This window comes from Mycobacterium innocens (assembly GCF_900566055.1).
Taxonomy (GTDB): domain Bacteria; phylum Actinomycetota; class Actinomycetes; order Mycobacteriales; family Mycobacteriaceae; genus Mycobacterium; species Mycobacterium innocens.
This window is the reverse complement of the sequence record NZ_UPHQ01000043.1, coordinates 1-18,886: the sequence shown is the minus strand read 5'-3', so window position 1 is coordinate 18,886 and position 18,886 is coordinate 1. Positions and strand designations below refer to the sequence as shown.

14 protein-coding genes and 2 pseudogenes are annotated in these 18,886 nt (G+C 68.4%); 9 read left to right on the top strand and 7 right to left on the bottom strand.

Going from position 1 to position 18,886, the window contains the following annotated elements:
* Nucleotides 1–42: 42 nt before the first annotated feature.
* Nucleotides 43–1,473, bottom strand: a complete 1,431-nt coding sequence (locus tag EET03_RS05195) for an NAD(P)H-quinone dehydrogenase (protein ID WP_075544721.1) — start codon at nt 1,471–1,473, stop codon at nt 43–45.
* Between the two features lie 165 nt (nt 1,474–1,638).
* Here EET03_RS05195 and EET03_RS05190 point away from each other — a divergent pair, with 165 nt between their 5' ends.
* The gene (locus tag EET03_RS05190) at nt 1,639–2,118 is read left to right on the top strand and encodes a gamma-glutamylcyclotransferase family protein (protein WP_063469404.1); all 480 of its coding nucleotides are present in this window, start codon (nt 1,639–1,641) and stop codon (nt 2,116–2,118) included.
* 72 nt (nt 2,119–2,190) lie between these two features.
* Here EET03_RS05190 and EET03_RS05185 read toward each other — a convergent pair whose 3' ends face one another.
* Nucleotides 2,191–2,838, bottom strand: coding sequence for a DUF5134 domain-containing protein (locus tag EET03_RS05185; protein ID WP_167470588.1), 648 nt, complete (start codon nt 2,836–2,838; stop codon nt 2,191–2,193).
* Nucleotides 2,839–3,044: 206 nt separating this feature from the next.
* Here EET03_RS05185 and EET03_RS05180 point away from each other — a divergent pair, with 206 nt between their 5' ends.
* Both EET03_RS05180 and EET03_RS05175 read left to right on the top strand, forming a co-directional pair.
* Nucleotides 3,045–3,344 carry a DUF1490 family protein gene (locus EET03_RS05180; protein ID WP_075544725.1) on the top strand — a complete coding sequence of 100 codons (300 nt, stop codon included), beginning with the start codon at nt 3,045–3,047 and terminating at the stop codon, nt 3,342–3,344.
* Between the two features lie 60 nt (nt 3,345–3,404).
* Nucleotides 3,405–5,731: pseudogene (locus EET03_RS05175) on the top strand (copper-translocating P-type ATPase).
* Between the two features lie 282 nt (nt 5,732–6,013).
* On the opposite strand, the gene EET03_RS05170 reads toward EET03_RS05175, so the two are convergent.
* On the bottom strand, nt 6,014–7,183 hold the full coding sequence (locus EET03_RS05170; protein ID WP_099193996.1) for an amidohydrolase: 1,170 nt from the start codon (nt 7,181–7,183) through the stop codon (nt 6,014–6,016).
* Nucleotides 7,180–8,367, bottom strand: a complete 1,188-nt coding sequence (locus EET03_RS05165) for a M20 family metallopeptidase (RefSeq protein ID WP_075544719.1) — start codon at nt 8,365–8,367, stop codon at nt 7,180–7,182. Before EET03_RS05165 ends, EET03_RS05170 begins: the two co-directional genes overlap by 4 nt.
* A gap of 114 nt (nt 8,368–8,481) precedes the next feature.
* Here EET03_RS05165 and EET03_RS05160 point away from each other — a divergent pair, with 114 nt between their 5' ends.
* Nucleotides 8,482–9,297 carry a purine-nucleoside phosphorylase gene (locus EET03_RS05160; protein ID WP_075544718.1) on the top strand — a complete coding sequence of 272 codons (816 nt, stop codon included), beginning with the start codon at nt 8,482–8,484 and terminating at the stop codon, nt 9,295–9,297.
* Nucleotides 9,298–9,309: 12 nt separating this feature from the next.
* Entirely contained in the window at nt 9,310–10,890 is a 1,581-nt protein-coding gene (locus tag EET03_RS05155; RefSeq protein ID WP_075544723.1) for a phospho-sugar mutase, read from the top strand.
* A gap of 1 nt (nt 10,891) precedes the next feature.
* On the opposite strand, the gene upp is transcribed toward EET03_RS05155, so the two are convergent.
* Complete coding sequence (gene upp, locus EET03_RS05150; RefSeq protein WP_075544717.1) at nt 10,892–11,515, bottom strand: uracil phosphoribosyltransferase; 624 nt, start codon at nt 11,513–11,515, stop codon at nt 10,892–10,894.
* 163 nt (nt 11,516–11,678) lie between these two features.
* Here upp and EET03_RS05145 point away from each other — a divergent pair, with 163 nt between their 5' ends.
* The 4 genes from EET03_RS05145 (at nt 11,679) to EET03_RS05135 (ending at nt 16,912) form a co-directional block, all read left to right on the top strand.
* Nucleotides 11,679–12,497 carry an alkaline phosphatase family protein gene (locus EET03_RS05145; RefSeq protein ID WP_244232249.1) on the top strand — a complete coding sequence of 273 codons (819 nt, stop codon included), beginning with the start codon at nt 11,679–11,681 and terminating at the stop codon, nt 12,495–12,497.
* Nucleotides 12,498–12,545: 48 nt separating this feature from the next.
* Complete coding sequence (gene satS, locus EET03_RS05140; protein WP_099193995.1) at nt 12,546–13,886, top strand: protein export chaperone SatS; 1,341 nt, start codon at nt 12,546–12,548, stop codon at nt 13,884–13,886.
* A gap of 87 nt (nt 13,887–13,973) precedes the next feature.
* Complete coding sequence (locus EET03_RS30070) at nt 13,974–14,162, top strand: hypothetical protein (RefSeq protein WP_167470587.1); 189 nt, start codon at nt 13,974–13,976, stop codon at nt 14,160–14,162.
* An 89-nt stretch (nt 14,163–14,251) separates the two neighbouring features.
* Nucleotides 14,252–16,912, top strand: a complete 2,661-nt coding sequence (locus tag EET03_RS05135) for a LuxR C-terminal-related transcriptional regulator (protein ID WP_244232248.1) — start codon at nt 14,252–14,254, stop codon at nt 16,910–16,912.
* 674 nt (nt 16,913–17,586) lie between these two features.
* Here EET03_RS05135 and EET03_RS05130 read toward each other — a convergent pair.
* Nucleotides 17,587–18,675 carry an adenosine deaminase gene (locus EET03_RS05130; RefSeq protein ID WP_075541733.1) on the bottom strand — a complete coding sequence of 363 codons (1,089 nt, stop codon included), beginning with the start codon at nt 18,673–18,675 and terminating at the stop codon, nt 17,587–17,589.
* Nucleotides 18,672–18,886, bottom strand: a pseudogene (locus tag EET03_RS05125) (thymidine phosphorylase); the annotation flags it as partial. The gene EET03_RS05130 and the pseudogene EET03_RS05125, both read right to left, overlap by 4 nt.

Below are 18,886 nucleotides of genomic sequence, written 5' to 3'. Positions count from 1 at the left end.
TGCTCCACAAGGCTAGTTCCTGGGGCGTCGCGGGGCTGGCCTTCAGTCGAGATCGTCATGCGCCATCAGGCGGCGGGCGGCCTCGGTGATCGAGCCCGACAACGACGGGTACACGGCCAGTGTCTGCGCCAGCTCGTTGACCGTGATGCGGTTCTGCACGGCCACCGCGATCGGCAGGATAAGCTCCGAGGCGATCGGCGCCACCACCACGCCGCCGATGACCACGCCGGTGGTGCGCCGGCAGAAGATCTTGACGAAGCCTTGCCGCAAACCCGACATCTTCGCCCGGGCGTTGGTCCGCAGCGGCAGCATGATGGTCCGGGCGGTCACCGACCCGTCGTCGATCGCCGACTGCGGCACACCGACGGCGGCGATCTCGGGCCTGGTGAACACCGTCGCCGCGACCGTGCGCAACCGGATCGGGCTGACGCCTTCGCCCAGCGCGTGATACATCGCGATCCGGCCCTGCATGGCCGCGACCGATGCCAACGGCAGCAGGCCGGTGCAGTCGCCGCCGGCATAGATGCCGGGCACCGACGTCCGCGACACCCGGTCCACGGTCAAGTAGTTGCCGGACCCGAGCTCGATGCCGACCCGCTCCAGGCCCAGGCCGCCGGTGTTGGGCACCGACCCAATGGTCATCAGGGCGTGGCTGCCTTCGACGGTGCGGCCGTCGGTCATGGTGACCAACACGCCAGTCTCGGTGCGGGTCACCGATTCGGCCCGGGCGTTCTTGACCAGCCGGACACCGCGTTCGGCGAACGACTCCTCCAGGACCAGCGCGGCGTCGGCGTCCTCGTACGGCAGCACCCGGTCCCGGCTGGCCACCACGGTGACCTGGACGCCGAACTCGGTGTAGGCGTGCACGAACTCCGCGCCGGTGACTCCCGAGCCCACCACGATCAGATGCTGCGGCAGCGCGTCCAAGTCGTAGAGCTGACGCCAGGTCAGGATGCGTTCACCGTCCGGCCGGGCCGACGGCAGTTCCCGCGGGCTGGCCCCGGTGGCGATCAGCACCACGTCGGCGTCGTGTTCGCTGCTGACGGGGCCGTCCGGCCCCGAATCGGAATGGGTCGCCTTGACCCGGTGGCGGGCCAGGCCCGGGGTGGGGTCGATCAGCTCGGCCCGGCCGGCGATCACGTGGACTCCCATGCCGAGCAGCTGGGCGGTGATGTCGGCCGACTGCTCGGCAGCCAGTGCCTTGACTCGGGCGTGGATCTGCGGCAACGAGATCTTCGCGTCGTCGATGTCGATGTCGAAGCCCAGGCGCTGTGCCCGGCGCAGCTCGGTGCGCAGGCCGGTGGAGGCGATGAATGTCTTGGACGGCACACAGTCGTCCAGCACGGCGGCCCCGCCGATGCCGTCGGAATCGATGACGGTGACTTGGACTGATTCGGGGTGTGCGGTGGCTGCGACGATAGCGGCCTCGTAGCCGGCCGGGCCGCCGCCGATGATCACGATGCGGGTCACCACAGGCCTAACCTAGCCCGGTCACCCGGCACTTCACGAGCAGGCCGCAGCGCGGCGCAACGGCAGGCGCGGCGCGGCACGCCGCAGCACCGGGTGAGGGCTGCATCACACCCGCCTCAGACCCTCGGGTAGCCGCCATCCGTGCGGCCGACGTTTAAGCTTTCTCCCGTGCCGCTCTACGCCGCCTACGGGTCGAACATGGATCCCGAGCAGATGCTCAAGCGAGCACCCCACTCACCGATGGCCGGAACCGGCTGGCTCAACGGCTGGCGGCTGACCTTCGGCGGTGAGGACCTCGGCTGGGACGGGGCATTGGCCACCGTTGTCGAAGACCCGGATTCCAGGGTGTTCGTCGTGCTCTACGACATGACGCCGGCGGACGAGAAGAACCTGGATCGCTGGGAGGGCTCCGAGTTCGGCGTCCACAAGAAGATCCGGTGCCGCGTGGAGCGGTTGTCGTCGGACACCACCACCGACCCGGTCCTGGCGTGGCTGTACGTGCTGGACGCCTGGGAGGGTGGGCTGCCGTCGGCACGGTATCTGGGGGTGATGGCCGACGCCGCCGAAATCGCGGGCGCTCCGGCCGATTATGTGCACGACCTGCGCACCCGTCCAGCCCGCAATATCGGTCCGGGGACGACGACCTGACCCGTGCCGGGGTGGGCTGTCCCCGGCGCGATCGGCATCGCGGCCGCCCGTGGCGCCGGGCCCTGGTATCGGTTACCGCATGACGCCGAACATCAGGGCGGTGCCAGCGGCGGCGAAGGCCTGCGACAGCAGCCCCAACTCGGTAAGAGGGCCGGCACCAGCAGACCGGCCGGCTCGCCGCGCGCCGACGTAACGCCATAGCCAGAGCATGGCCGCGACCGCGAACCCCAGGGTCACGATCCAGTTCCCCGTGGCGATCCACGCTCCGGCCTGCGGCATCTGCGCTGCGGGCATCGACCCTCCGGCGATAGGCGTCGGCGCCGACCCCGCCAGCATGCGGTCTGGTGAATGATCGCTGTGACCCGCCGGGCCGCCGTTCATCAGCGTGTACATCCAGGCCATCGCGATCATCATTGTGGCGTTGTAGCAGTTGGCTATTCGGTCGCCGAGGGTGCAGCGTCGCCCGCCGGCCACGAGTACGAACCAGCCGGCCGCCAGGAGAAAGAAGACAATCGGCACCAGGCTGTGGGAGGCTGGTCGGATCCGCCAGGCCATGGCGATCATGGCCGCCGACATCGACAGGTGCAGCAGCTGGTCGATTGCGCGGGTCCAGCGAAGATCCCGGGTGCCGAAGAGGTAGACGTCCGCCGCGATGCTGACGCCGAAGATCATCGCGACCGCCCAGCGCAGTGCCGAGTCGTTCAGCACGGCGGCAGACATCGCGACGTCGGCTGCGCCTGGCGCGGCGTGGCCGGCGGCGACTGAGTCGCGTGACCGGATTCGCCGGGACCACAAGTGAAATCGCCGCGGTTGCATTCTGTGGACTTGCTGTGAACGTGAAAGAAGCCGACTTCGATCATGCAGTACCCTCCCGGGGTATTGTAGTTTTGCAAGCTGGCACGCACGATACGAAAGGTTCGTTCAAAATGGTTTCATGGCATGGGCTGTTGGCGAAATCGGTACCCACGTTGGTGACCGGCGTGGTGGGAGCGGCGGCTTATGAGGTGCTGCGTAAGACGGCGGTGAAGGTGCCGCTGCGGGAGGCGACGGTCGCCACCACGGCGTGGGGACTGCGTGGTCTGCGCACCGCAGAACGCAAAGCCCAGCAGAGCTCCGAGCAAGCTCGGCTGACGCTGGCCGATGTGATTGCCGAGGCGAAAGAGCGTATCGGAGAAGATGTTTCACTGTCGCAGGTAGCGGGCGGGTGCCATGACCACGATCGCTGAGCTGCGCCCCGCCCCGACGCCGATGTCGAGCTGACCGTCGTATCCAATGCGGCGGGGCGGATGCGGGTTCACGTCGGCGGGTCCGGTTTCGACGAGATTCGAGCCGTCGCGACCGAAGAGACCGTCGCCACGGTGGCCGGTGTCCGGGCCATTCAGGCATATCCGCGAACCGCGTCGGTGGTGATCTGGTTTTCGCCCGAGCACTGCGATACCGCGGCGGTGCTCGCGGCAATCGTTGAGGCCCAACACCTTCCGGCCGAGTTGGTGCCCGCGCGTGCCCCGCATTCGGCTGCTGAGCGCAACGGTGGTGATACGCACGATCATCGGCCGGCTGCTGGGCCGTCCGCGCGACGTCCCCGCGGATCACGGCGGATGCGGCGAGGTTCAGGCCTCCTCGTGCCATGCCTCGCCCGGCGCGGATCCCGCGGCCGAGCGGCGGACCTGGTTGCGCCGGGTCTGGCTGGCCTGGCCCTTCGGCTTGCTGTCGGCCCGGGTTGACGATGATGGCCGCCCCGTGGGCGGGATGGTTGGCGTTGGCCGTCACGGTGCCGGTGCAATTCGTGGCCGGCTGGTCGATTCTGAAGGAGGCCGTTGCGCAGGCCCGGGCGTTGAGCGCCAACATGGACACGCTGATCGCACTGGGCACGCTGACCGCGTTCGGCTACTCCACCTGTGAGCTATTCGCAGGTGGCCCACTGTTTTTCGACACCTCGGCGTTGATCATCGCGTTCGTGGTGCTCGGCCGCTATCTGGAGGCCAGGGCCCGGGGCAAGGCCTCGGAGGGGATCAGCAAGCTACTTGCCATGGGCGCCAAGGAGGCCCGGCTGCTCATCGACGGCGAGGAGCAGCTGGTCCCGGTCGACCGGGTGCAGGTCGGCGACCTGGTGCGGGTACGGCCCGGGGAGAAGATCCCGGTCGACGGCGAAGTCGTCGACGGACGCGCCGCCGTCGACGAGTCGATGCTCACCGGCGAATCGGTCCCGGTCGAGAAAACCGTGGGTGACCGTGTTGCCGGGGCGACGGTCAACGTCAACGGGTTGCTGACGGTGCGCGCCGTCGCCGTCGGGGCCGACACCGCGCTGGCGCAGATTGTGCGCCTGGTCGAGCAGGCGCAGGGCGGCAAGGCCCCGGTGCAACGGCTGGCCGACCGCGTGTGTCCGGGGTGTTCGTACCGGCCGTGGTGGGTATCGCCGCCGCGACCTTTGCCGGCTGGACGCTGCTGGCCGCCAACCCGGTCGCCGGCATGACCGCAGCGATCGCGGTGCTGATCATCGCCTGCCCATGCGCGCTGGGACTGGCCACCCCGACGGCCATCATGGTCGGCACCGGCCGCGGCGCGGACCTGGGGATCCTGGTCAAAGGCGACGAGGTGCTCCTCGCAAAAGATCGACACCGTCGTCTTCGACAAGACCGGCACCCTCACCCGCGCCCAGATGCGGCTCACCGACGTTGTCGCCGACGAGGCACACCAGCACGACCTGGTGCTGCAGCTGGCCGCAGCAGTCGAGTCCGGCTCCGAACACCCCATCGGCGCTGCGATCGTCGCCGGTGCGCGTGAGCAGGCGCTGCCGAGTCCGGCCGCGACGGCGTTCGCCAACCTGGCCGGACACGGAGTGCGGGCCGAGATCGACGGCCGGCCCGTGCTGGTCGGTCGACGCAAGCTCATCGTCGAGCACGATTTGCTGCTGTCGGACCGCCTCGCCACCGCGGCCGCCGAGCTCGAAGAGCAGGGCCGCACCGCGGTGTTCGTCGGCCGCGACGACCGGGTTGTCGGGGTGTTGGCCGTGGCCGACACCGTCAAGGACGACGCCGCCGAGGTGGTCCGCCAGCTGCATGCGATGGGACTGCAGGTCGCGATGATCACCGGCGACAACACCCGCACGGCCGCGGCGATCGCCGCCCAGGTGGGCATCGACCGGGTGTTGGCCGAGGTGTTGCCGCAGGACAAGGTCACCGAGGTGCGCCGGCTCCAAGACGAGGGCCGGGTGGTCGCCATGGTCGGCGACGGCGTCAACGACGCGCCCGCGCTGGCGCAGGCCGATCTGGGCATCGCGATCGGCACCGGCACCGACGTGGCCATCGAGGCGTCCGACATCACCTTGATGTCCGGCCGGCTCGACGGCGTCGTGCTGGCGATCCAGCTCTCCCGGCGTACCCTGCGCACGATCTACCAGAACCTCGGTTTCGCGTTCGGCTACAACACCGCCGCGATACCGCTTGCCGCGCTGGGCATGCTCAACCCCGTCGCCGCCGGCGCGGCGATGGGGCTCTCCTCGGTCAGCGTGGTGACCAACTCGCTGCGGCTGCGCCGCTTCGACCGGCTGCCCGCAGCCCCGAAGGAAATCCCGGCGCGGTTGAATCCACCCGATGACACGCTGCCGGGTTAGGACGGCGCTGATCTAGTGGCCCGAGTTGCGGACGCAACTGCGACTTTCCCATCAGCCACATCAGTCTCCAGGGGTTCGGGGTGTTGGTTGTGCCCGTCTTTCAGCGACAATTCCGTTGCGCGCCTTGGCTTGTCGCTGAAAGGCGGGCAAATCGTACCTCGGGTCGGCCAGCGACCAATGTGAAAGATGTGATTGCCGGGCCGAGGACTCCGCTGAGCGCGGTGACGAGATCGGCACCGTCCCACGACGGCGCTCAGCGAGGTTCCGGGACACGCCACCGGATCAGAACGCCGCCGCCTGCTCGATGATGTTGACCATCACCCGCAACCCGATGGCCAGGGCTCGTTCGTCGAGGTCGAATGTCGGCTGATGCAGGTCCAATTGCGGACCGTCGCCCGACCACACGCCCAGCCGCGCCATAGCCCCGGGAACCTCCTCGAGATACCAGGAGAAGTCCTCACCGCCGCCGGACTGCCGGGTATCGGCCAGCACGTCAGGGCCGACGGCTTCGATGGCGTGGGTCAGGATGCGGGTCGAGACGTCCTCGTTGACCACCGGCGGCACCCCGCGGTGGTACTGCAAGGTGTGCTCGATCACCAGCGGCGTCAGCAGCGCGTCGACGGCGTGGCGGATGATGTCCTCCAGATCCACCCAGGTCTGCCGGCTGGCGGTGCGGACAGTCCCGGACAGGATGCCGGTTTGCGGAATAGCGTTGGCGGCCACGCCCGCATTGACCGCGCCCCAGACCAGCACGGTGCAGTTGCGCGGGTCGATGCGGCGCGACAGCACTCCGGGCAGGCCGGTGATCAGCGTGCCCAGGCCGTAGACCAGATCGGCGGTCAAGTGCGGACGCGACGTGTGCCCGCCCGGCGAATACAGCGTGATCTCTATCGAATCGGCTGCCGAGGTGATGGGGCCGTGCCGGACCGCGACCCTGCCCACCTCGAGACGGGGATCGCAGTGCAAGGCGAAGATGCGCGACACCCCCATGAGCGCCCCGGCCGCAATCGCGTCGATGGCACCGCCGGGCATCAGCTCTTCGGCGGCCTGGAAGATCAGCCGCACACCGACCGGCAGTTCGGGCACCGACGCCAGCGCCAGCGCGGTACCCAGCAGAATCGCGGTGTGCGCGTCATGCCCGCAGGCGTGCGCGACATTGGGCATGGTCGAGGCGTACGGCGCGCCGGTGCGCTCGGCCATCGGCAGCGCATCCATATCGGCGCGCAGCGCTATCCGCGGCTGATGTTCCGGGCCGAAGTCGCACGTCAGTCCGGTGCCGCCGGGCAGCACTTTGGGGTTCAGGCTTGCGTCGGCCAACCGCTCGGCCACGAACTGGGTGGTGGCATACTCCTGGCGGCCCAGCTCGGGGTAGCGGTGGATGTGCCGACGCCACGCGACCAGGTCGTCGTAGTGTGCGGCCAGCCACGACTCGGCGGTGTCGACGAGGCTCATCGGGCCGCCGCCCGGCGCTGCCGCGCAGCCAGCACCCGGTCCCGCTCGTCGGGGGTCTCGGCGAGGCGAACAACCGTGCGGGCCAACATGATTGCACCGTCGACGACCGCGCGGTCGGCACTCGGGCCGGCCGCGGCCGCGGCGAAGGCGCGCTGGTGAACCGTGGCCCCGCCCGCCTCGACACCGATCACCGGATGGATCCCCGGCAGCACCTGCGTCACATTGCCCATATCGGTGCTGCCCATGGGTAGCCCTGTCGCGACGGCGGCGGGCACCGGGTCGCGCCCCAGCCGGCGCATTTCTTCTCGGCACGCGTCGACGAGCCATGGATCGGGGTTCAATTCAGCGTATCCGGGTGCGGCGGCGTCGATCTCGTATTCGCAGCCGGTGGCCAGCGCTCCCGCGGCAAAGCAGGCATACACCCTGCCCTCCAGGTCGCGCAGCGATTCCGAGCCGTGGGCACGCATCGCGTACTGCAGCATCGCGTGCCCGGGAATCACGTTGACCGCCTGCCCGCCGTCGGTGACGATGCCGTGCATCATCTGCCCGGGCGCCAGTTGCTGCCGCAGCAGCCCGATGGCCACTTGTGCGACGGTCACGGCGTCGGCGGCATTGACTCCCAGATGCGGGGCGACGGCGGCGTGCGATTCCTTGCCGCGGTAACGCACGGTCACTTCGGACAGCGCCAGCGACCGGGCCCCCGCGATATCCGTCGGCCCCGGGTGCACCATCACCGCCAGCGACACGTCGTCGAATGTCCCGGCCTGCAGCATCAGCGCCTTACCGCCCCCAGACTCCTCGGCGGGAGTGCCCAGTAGGGCAACGGTCAGGCCGAGGTCGTCGGCGACCTCGGCCAGCGCCAGCGCGGCGCCCACCGCCGACGCCGCGATGATGTTGTGGCCGCAGGCATGCCCGATCTCGGGAAGCGCATCGTATTCGGCGCAGATCCCGGCCACCAGCGGTCCGTGGCCGAAGTCCGCCCGGAATGCCGTGTCCAAGCCGCCGGCGGCCGGAGTGATCGCGAAACCGCGTTCGGCGACCAGCGTCTGCGCCTTGGCGCAGCTGCGATGTTCGGCGAACGCCAACTCCGGCTCTGCGTGGATGGCGTGGGAGAGTTCGACCAAGTCACTACCGCGGCGTCGCACCAACTCCTCCACGCGGTCGGCAGCGGTGAGTGCGGGCATCCTCGCAGTATCTCATCGACGAGGTCCGGTTCACTGGCGAGCAGACACAGAGTCGCATGGCGCCGCCGAGCGGCGTGCGACTCTGTGTCTGCTGGCGCTGGGTAGGCTGCCCGTGTGCGCGACCCGCTGCCGGAGCCTGGAGAACTCGCTCGGCACGCAGCGCAAGTCATCGCCGAGCGCACCGGGATCGGCCGTCATGACGTCGCCGTCGTTCTCGGGTCGGGATGGGCTGCGGCCATCGCCGCGCTGGGCCGGCCGACGGCCGTACTGCCCCAGGCCGACGTGCCCGGGTTCGCACCGCCACGGGCCGCCGGACATGCCGGCGAGCTGTTGTCCGTACCGATCGGTGATCACCGGGTGCTGGTGCTTGCCGGCCGCATCCACGCCTACGAGGGACACGACCTGCGCCACGTCGTCCACCCGGTGCGCGCGGCGTGTGCGACGGGAGCACACGCCGTCGTGCTCACCAATGCCGCCGGCGGGCTGCGGCCGGATATGCACGTCGGTCAGCCGGTGCTGATCAGCGACCACCTGAACCTGACGGCGCGGTCCCCGCTGGTGGGGGCGCAGTTCGTCGACCTGACCGACGCGTATTCGCCGCGGCTGCGGCAGATCGCCCGGCAATCCGATCCGGGGCTGACCGAAGGCGTGTACGCCAGCCTGCCCGGGCCGCACTACGAGACGCCCGCCGAGATCCGGATGCTGCAAACGCTGGGCGCCGACCTGGTGGGCATGTCGACGGTGCACGAGACCATTGCCGCCCGCGCTGCGGGCGCCGAGGTGTTGGGCATCTCGCTGGTGACAAACCTGGCGGCCGGCATCACCGGTGAGCCGCTCAGCCACGCCGAGGTGCTGGCCGCCGGCGCGGCGTCGGCAGCTCGGATAGGCGCGCTGCTGGCCTCAATGATCGAGCGCATCGCGCGCGTCTGAACCGTGACGTCCGTGACGCCCGAGGACTGGATCGCCCACGATCCCGATCCGGTGACCGCCGCGGAGCTCTCCGCCTGCAGCGCCGACGAACTCGCCGACCGATTTGCCCGTCCACTCACATTCGGCACCGCGGGGCTACGCGGACCGGTGCGCGGCGGACCGGACGCGATGAACCTCGCGGTGGTGCTGCGCGCCACCTGGGCGGTGGCTCAGGTGCTGGCCGAGCAACCCGGCCCGCGCTCCCCCGCCGTCATCGTCGGGCGCGACGCCCGGCACGGCTCGGCGGCCTTCGCCACCGCCACAGCGGAAGTGCTTGCCGCCAAGGGTTTTTCGGTAGTGCTGCTGCCGGATCCGATGCCCACACCGGTCGTCGCGTTCGCGGTTCGCCGCACCGGCGCCGCAGCCGGGATACAAATCACGGCGTCGCACAACCCGGCGACCGACAACGGGTACAAGGTGTACCTCGACGGCGGCATCCAGATCGTCTCGCCCACCGATCGCCGCATCGAAGCCGCGATGGCCGCCGCCCCGCCGGCAGATCAGATCACCAGAAAACCCGTCGAACCCGCGCACACCGATCTGCTCGACCGCTACATCGAGCGTGCGGCTGGGGTTCGCCGCTCGACGGGTTCGGTCCGGATAGCCCTGACCGCGATGCACGGCGTCGGTGGCGCGGTGGCCGTCGAAACGCTTCGCCGGGCCGGCTTCACCGACGTGCACACCGTCACGTCGCAGTTCGCACCCGACCCCGAATTCCCCACCGTCGCCTTCCCTAACCCCGAGGAGCCGGGCGCCACCGATGCGCTGCTGGCACTGGCCGCCGATATCCACGCCGACGTCGCGATCGCGCTGGATCCCGACGCGGACCGGTGCGCGGTCGGCATCCCCGCCGAAACCGGTTGGCGGATGCTCTCCGGAGACGAAACAGGTTGGCTGCTGGGCGATTACATCCTGTCGCAACCACAACCAGGGCCACGGACGGTCGCCAGCACGGTGGTGTCGTCGCGGATGCTGGCGGCGATCGCCGCCGACTACGGCGCGGTCCACGTGGAGACCCTCACCGGGTTCAAGTGGCTGGCCCGCGCCGACGCCGACCGGCCCGGCACCCTGGTGTACGCGTACGAAGAAGCGATCGGGCATTGCGTCGACCCCGCCGCGGTGCGCGACAAGGACGGCATCAGCGCCGCCGTATTGATCTGCGATGCGGCGGCGACGCTGAAACGGCAGTGCCGTTCGGTGCCGGACAAGCTCGACGAGCTTGCTCGGCGCTACGGCGTCCACGAGGTTGCGGCGGTGCCGCGCCGGGTCGCCGATGCCGGCGCGGCCGATGCCGTGATGACGCGGCTGCGCCATACCCCACCCGATCGGCTGGTCGGTTTTCCCGCGACCGTCACCGACATCGCCGACGCGCTGATCTTCACCGGCGGCGACGGCGACACCTCGGTCCGGGTGGTGGTGCGGCCCTCGGGCACCGAGCCAAAGCTGAAGTGCTACTTAGAGATTCGCTGCGCGGCGGCCGTTGACTTGGCTGCCGCGAGGCAGCGGGCCAGGCAGTTGCGTGACGAGCTGGTCGCCTCGGTGGGCAGCTGGTGATTTAGCGGGGGCCGAATTGGCGGTCGCCTGCGTCGCCGAGACCCGGCACGATAAAGGCCGCTTCGTTCAGCCCTTCGTCGATGACGGCGGTGAACAACCGCGCGCTGGGCGCCACTTTTTCCAGTGCCGCAATGCCTTCCGGCGCCGCGCACACACACAGCACGGTGATGTCGCTCGCCCCGCGGGACAACAGCAGACCAATCGTGTACATCATCGACCGGCCGGTGGCCAGCATCGGGTCCAGGACCATCACCGGTAGACCAGTGAGGTCGTCGGGCAGCAACTCCAGATATGACACCGGCTGATGCGTTTTCTCGTCCCGGCCGACGCAGACAAACGCGACGTCCGCCTCCGGTAGCGCCGCATGCGCCTCGCCGACCATGCCCAATCCGGCACGAAGCACCGGTACCAGCAGCGGCGGTTTGGCCAGCCGCACTCCCGTCATCTCGGCGAGCGGCGTGCGGATCGGGACCGGCTCGGTGGGCGCGTCGCGGGTCGCCTCGTACACCAGCGCCAGCGTCAGCTCATGCAACGCGGCCCGGAAGGCGGCGTTGCGGGTGCGTTCGTTGCGCAGCACGGTCAGCCGGGCTGCCACCAGCGGGTGGTCGATGACGTGGACATCCACGGGGTGTGACCCTATAACGATCGGGCTCACGCCGGCTGACACGCTGGCTCGCGCGCTGCGGCGGGTCGAAGCCGCCCCCTATACTCCGGGCGTGCGCGGGGTGCCAGGGTTTCTGACGGGTGTGGGTCGAACCCTGGCGGTGGTCGCTGCGGTGGCGGTGTCGATGTCGGTGTTGGGCCAGGTCAGGGCTCATGACGGGGTGGAGCCGACGGCGGCGGCGCTGCCGATGTTCTCGCACGTCGTGATCGTGGTGGAGGAGAACCGCTCGCAGGCCAACATCATCGGCAACCCGGCGGCGCCGTTCATCAATGCGCTTGCCGCCAACGGCGCGATGATGGCGCAATCTTTCGCCGAAACGCATCCCAGCGAACCCAACTACCTGGCGATGTTCGCCGGCAGCACCTTCGGCCTGACCAAGAACACCTGCCCGGTCGACGCCGGCTCGACGCCCAACCTGGCCTCCGAACTGCTGGCCGCCGGGCACACTTTTGTCGGTTTCGCCGAGGATCTGCCCGCGGTGGGTTCGACCGTCTGCAGTGCCGGCAAGTACGCGCGCAAGCACGTGCCGTGGGTCAATTTCAGCAACGTCCCGCCAACGCTATCGGTGCCGTTCAGCGCGTTTCCGCAGCCGGAGAACTACCCGAGTCTGCCGACGGTGTCGTTCGTCATACCCAACGCCGACAACGACATGCACGACGGCACCGTCGCCGCGGGCGATGCCTGGCTCAACCGCGAACTGTCGCCGTACGCCAACTGGTCCAAGGCCAACAACAGCCTGCTCATCCTCACGTGGGACGAGGACGACGGCAGCAGCCGCAACCAGATTCCGACGGTGTTCTACGGGGCACACGTGCAGCCGGGCACTTACAACGAGCAGATCAGCCACTACAACCTGCTTTCCACACTGGAGCAGATGTACGGCCTACCCAAGACCGGCCACGCGATGAACGCTCCCCCGATCACCGATATTTGGAGCGGCTGAGCACTACCGGGCCGGGGCCATCGCCCGGCCGTCGCTATTCTGTGCCGCATGGCTGCTGACCTCGTGCCCATCCGCCTGGGCCTGTCCGACGGTGACCGCTACACGCTGTGGGCACCGCGCTGGCGTGACTCCGGCGACGAATGGGAGGCGTTTCTGGGTAAGGACGAGGACCTGTATGCCTTCGAGAGCGTGGCAGACCTGGTGGCATTCGTCCGCGGCGACTCAGACAACGACCTGGTGGACCACCCGGCGTGGCAGGAGCTGACCGAGGCGCACGCGCACAACTTCGATCCGGACGCCGACAAGACGTTCGATCTGGTGGTCGTCGAGGAGCTGGTGGCCGAAAAGCCGACCGAGGAGTCGGTGGCAACGTTGGCCGCGACGCTGGCGATCGTGTCGTCCATCGGATCGGTGTGCGAACTGCCGGCGGTGTCGAAGTTCTTCAACGGCAATCCCACGCTGGGCACCGTGTCGGGGGGAATCGACTACTTCACCGGTAAGGCCGGCCAGAAACGCTGGAACGCGATCGCCGAGATCATCGCGCGCAGCTGGGACGACGTGCTCAAAGCCATCGACGACATCGTCAGCGTTCCCGAGGTCGACGCCGACCTGGCGGCCAAGGCCGCCGACGAATTGGCCGAGGAGCCCGAGGAACCGGAAGAGGAGGAGGGCGAGGGCGACGAGCAGGAGGCTGTTGACGAGGCCGCGACGGCGGAGTCGGCCGGCCCGAACGACACCGACGACGCCGATCTCGACGAAGAAGAAGCCGAAGAAGATGAAGAAGGCGCCGAAGAAGATGCCGAAGAAGATGAAGCCGCGGCCGCCGTCGTTCTGGGGAGCGACGAGGACTTCTGGCTGAAGGTCGGCATCGACCCGGTGCAGATCATGACCAGTGCCGGCAGCTTCTACACCCTGCGTTGCTACCTCGATGATCGCCCGATTTTCCTGGGCCGCAACGGTCGCATCAGTGTGTTCAGTTCCGAGCGGGCGCTGGCCCGCTATCTTGCCGACGAGCACGACCACGACTTGGCGGACCTGAGCACCTACGACGACATCCGTACCGCGGCCACCGACGGCTCACTGGCGGTGGAGGTCACCGATGACAATGTCTACGTGCTGACCGGGCTGGCCGACGATTTCGCCGACGGGCCTGACGCCGTGGATCGTGACCAGCTGGACCTGGCGGTCGAGTTGCTGCGCGACATCGGCGACTACTCGGAGGAAAGTACCGTGGACAAGGCGTTGGACCCGGGCAAGCCGCTGGGCAAGTTGGTCACCTACGTGCTCGATCCCGACTCGGTCAGCAAGCCCGTGGGCCCCTATGCCAAGGCGGTACGCGAATGGGAGCGGGTGGAACGGTTCGTGGAGTCGCGGCTTAGGCGCGAATAGGGTCGCGAGGGCGGGCGCGAATAGTGCCGCCAAGTTTAGGATCATCGCCTGACGTTTGTCTGCGCGCAGGGGGTGAGGTCTTGGGTGATGGTGTTTGCGGTGGAGCCGGCAGTGGTGGGGGCTTCGGCGATGACGCAGGCGGGGGTGGCGGCGAGGTTGGGTGCTGGGGTGGCCGCGGCTGCACCGATGTCTCGGCGGTGGCGCCGATGGGCGAAAGATGCTGATTCGGCGGCGTTCACGGCGGTGGTGGACGGCGGAGCGCGGGATGTTTTCTGATGCCCAGTCGGTGGCCGGCGCGGCGGCGGTGGCTAGTGAGGCGATGCGCGCGGCGACCCTGACCTGGTAGCGGTTAGCGGGTTGTGGTGGTGGTGCATCCCTGGCCGGCGTTTTCCCCGGAGGTCAACTACACTGCGTTGGCCTCGGGGTCTGGTCCGGCCTCGACGTTGGCCTATGCCGAAACCTTGAGCGCGCAGGCGGCGCAGGTACGGGCAGTGGTGGCGGCCTCGACGGCCAATGCGGCGACCACCTATGGCACCACCTGGCGCGGAGCGGGGGCTTCGGCTTCGGCGGTCGCCCAGGCCGCGTTGGATACCCAGCATGAGCTGCTGGTGCTGCGCTACCTCGCCGAGCGGGAGATGCTCATTGTCTTCGACAATTGCGAACACCTGCTCGACGTGGGCGCCGGCCAGGTCAATGCGCTACTGCAAACCTGCCCCCGGGTGACGATATTGGCGACCAGCCGCGAACCGATCAAGGTGGCGGGCGAGCTGACCTGGCGGGTGCCGTCGCTGTCAGTGGCCGACGCGACCGCATTCTTCACCGACCGTGCCCTGCTGGCCCGGCCCGACTTCGTTATCGACGACGACAGCGCCGCCATGGTGCGGCAAATCTGCCGCAGGCTGGACGGCATGCCGCTGGCGCTCGAACTCGCCGCCGCGCGGGTGCGCTCACTGTCGCTGTCCGACATCATCGCCGGCCTGGACGACAGCATCCGGCTACTGACAGGCGGGGCACGCACCGCACTGCGCCGCCACCAGACCCTGCGTGCATCGCTGGACTGGTCCTACGGGTTGCTCAGCGAACCGGAGCGGATCCTGCTGCGACGACTCGGGGTGTTCGTCGGTGGATTCGACCTCGACGCGGCGCTGGCGGTGGCCGGCTTCGGTGAGCTGCCGCGTCACCAGGTGCTCGATGAGCTGGCATTGCTGGTTGACAAGTCGCTGATTTGGGCAGATAGCTCGCAGGGTCGAACCCGGTACCGGCGGCTCGAGGGAGTCGGCCAGTACGCGATGGAAAAGCTCGCCGAGGCCGGCGAAACCGACGTCACCCGAAAGCGATACTGCGACCACTACATGGCGCTGGCGGCGCTGCTCGACAGCCCCGGGCGCACGGACTATCAGCAGCTTCTCGACCAGGCCGAAATCGAACTGGACAACCTGCGGGTGGCGTTCCTGTGCTGCCGCGAATACTGCGACTTGGAGTCCGCGCTGGCGTTGACGTCATGGCTGCAGCCGCTGTGGCTCAGCCGGGGCCGTATCCGGGAGGGGCGAACCTGGTTCGAAACCATCCTCGTCGAGCCAGACGCACACCATGGGCAGGTGAGCGCCGGGGTGCGGGCGCGCGCGCTGGCGGACAAGGCCGTGCTCGATATGTTCATCGACACGAGTGGCGGCAGCGTGGACGAGGCTCAACAAGCGTTGGCCATCGCTCGTGAAGTCGATGACCCGGCCTTGCTGGCGCGCGCACTCACCGCCTGCGGTTCGACGGCCGGATTCAGCTACCGATCCGATGCCGCCCGAGAGTACTTCGCGGAGGCGACCGACATTGTCCGGGCCTTGGACGACCGGTGGACTCTCAGCCAGATCCTGAGTTGGCAGAGCAATGCCGCCGTGGTATCCGGCGACACGATGACCGCACGCGCTGCGGGCAGCGCCGGACGTGATGTGGCCGACGAGATCGGCGACCGGTTCGGCGCGCTACGGTGCCGGTTGAGCCTGGCGTTCGCTCAGCTGTGGCAGGGAGAGGTGGCCGGAGCCGTCGCGCAGTTCAGCGAGCTGGTGGAACAGTCGTTGGAGGCAGACGCTGACGTCCTCACACCGCTCATCCTGAAGGGGTTGGGTGATACGCACGCGTACCGGGGTGACGTGAGCGCCGCGTGGGCGGCGGGCGAAGCGGCGGTCGAAGGTGCCGGAGACGGCAGCGAATACTTCCTCGGACTCGGCTATGCGACGTTGGCGATCGCGGCTTTCGCCGGCGGCGACATTGACGCCGCGCGCGATGCGAGTACAAAGGCGTGGCAGAACCTGAAGCTGCAACCCCACGTGGCGAATTATCTGCGTCCCACCAAAGCCCGGATCTCGTTGGCGAGCGGGGATGTCGCCGCAGCGCGACACTTCGCCGACGAGGCCGCCTCGGTGCTGTCGGGCTGGCATCTGGCGCTGGCGCTGACCAGCCGCGCCCGGGTGGCGATGGCACAGGGTGAGCCGGAACAAGCCGAGCGTGATGCCCACGACGCGCTGACGGCTGCGGTGGAAGCCTGCGCACACAATTGCGTTCCCGACATCCTCGACTGCCTGGCCGCCATGGCGGTCGGGCACGACAACCACCGTGAGGCCGCCCGCCTGTACGGCGCGGCGGAGTCCATGCGGCAACGCCTGGGCACCAAACGGTTCAAGAGCTACGACTCCAGCCATGCGGACTCGCTGGCATTGCTGCGTACTGCATTGGGCAGCAAGGAGTTCGACAGCGCATGGGCAGCAGGCACCGCACTGTCCAGCGACGAGGCGATTGCCTACGCGCAGCGCGGACGCGGCGAACGCAGGCGGGCAGCGACCGGTTGGGAGTCGCTGACGCCGGCTGAACGTGAGGTGGTCAGCCTGGTGGGCGAGGGCCTTTCCAACAAGGACATCGCCGCACGGCTGTTCGTTTCGCCGCGTACCGTGCAAACCCACCTCACGCACGTGTACACCAAGCTCGACCTGAACTCCCGGGTGCAACTCGCCCAAGAGGCGGTGCGGCATTCGTAGCGCCACCGCAAGCACAACACAGCGGCGGCGAGTCCCGCATCTGGCGGTCACATCTTTCTCATGAGTCACTGCCTTCCGGCGTTGGGGCTAGGCGATACCGACCGGTAGGTGCTTCGAGGGTAGTTGTGCGGCGGCGGTTGCCGGGCCGATGTGATTCGGCCCGCGGACAACGGCTTCCAGGACGCTCATGCCTTCCCGAGGCCACAGTGTTGCCGGCCATCGACGGCTGCGGGCGCAGTTGGGCTGCGCATCCACCCTTGGCGTCTCTTCTGCGCTTCGATACCCGCAGTTGCGCCAAACCTCTTGTTATGTCCGGTGTTCGGGGTGGACGGAAAGGCTCACGTGCTCACCGGTTCGACTGTCATGCCGCCGTAGCGAGTGTGCGATGACGGCTTTCAGTGTGCGTGTAGGGCGGGAACGCCACGATCTGCCCCGCCCTGGCGGCACAACCGGCGCCATCAGCGCACACCCGGCGCCGCCAGCGCACACACGACGCCGCCAGCCGCCGACCCAACCGCACCAGCACGCGATTTCCATCCCCGCACCGGAGCGCAGCCCCACGACCGCTCCGAGCGACAAGGCGGATATAACGAACACCGCAAACCCGGCGGCACTCAAGCGGCCGATGTGATGTCACAGTTGCGACAAACTCGGGCTACCAGACCCGCACCGACCTACCCGATGAGCACCGCGAACCGCGGCTTGATCACCTCGTCGATGATCTCCAGCCGCTCGTCGAACGGAATGAACGCTGACTTCATCGCATTGATGGTGAACCGTTCCAGGTCACTCCAGCCGTAGCCGAACGTCTCCACCAGCCGGTGCATCTCCAGGCTCATCGATGTGTCGCTCATCAGCCGGTTGTCGGTGTTGACGGTCACCCGAAAACGGGTGCGCGCCAACATATCGAACGGATGCTCGGCGATGCTGGCCACCGCGCCGGTCTGCACGTTGGAACTCGGGCACAGTTCCAGCGGAATCCGCTTGTCCCGCAATATCGATGCCAACCTGCCCAGCCTGACACCGCCGTCGGGGCCGACGCCGATGTCGTCGACGATCCGCACCCCATGGCCCAGCCGATCAGCGCCGCAGAACGCGATCGCCTCATGGATGGACGGCAACCCGAAGGCCTCACCGGCGTGAATCGTGAAGCGCGCGTTGTTGTCTCGCATGTACTCGAAAGCGTCCAGGTGCCGCGTCGGCGGATGGCCGGCCTCGGCGCCGGCGATGTCGAAACCCACAACTCCCTTGTCCCGGAACCGGATTGCCAGCTCGGCGATCTCCCGCGACACTGCGGCGTGCCGCATCGCGGTGACCAGACAGCGCACCTTGATGGACCGGCCCGCGCCGGCGCACGCCTTCTCACCTTCGGCGAACCCGGCAAGCACAGCGTCGACGACCTCGTCGAACGACAACCCGCGATCGATGTGCAACTCGGGAGCAAAGCGCACCTCGGCATAGACCACCGAATCGGCGGCCAGGTCTTCCACACATTCGAAGGCGACCCGATACAACGCCTCGGAAGTTTGCATCACGGCCACGGTGTGCGAGAACGGCTCCAGGTAGCGCTCCAGCGAGCCGCTGTGCGACCGGGTCCGAAACCACGTTGCCAGCGTATCGACGTCGGTGGCGGGCAGGTCGTCGTACCCGATCTGGCCGGCGATGTCCAGCACGGTCGCCGGGCGCAGCCCGCCGTCGAGGTGGTCGTGTAGCAGCGCCTTCGGTGCCTGCCGAATCGTCTCCCACGTGAGCGCAGTGGTCATCGGGTGATCCGATCGATAATCAGGGGCCGCGGAGCCGGCCCGGCCTCCCCGACGCTCCAGCCACCGTCCAGGATGGCCAGCGCCGGGCCGAAGCGTCCGGGAGTGTCGGTGTAAAGCGTGAACAGCGGCTCGCCGGCCACCACAGGCTCCCCGGGACGACGATGAACCCTCACCCCCGCCCCGTGCTGCACCCGGGCCCCCGGCCGGGATC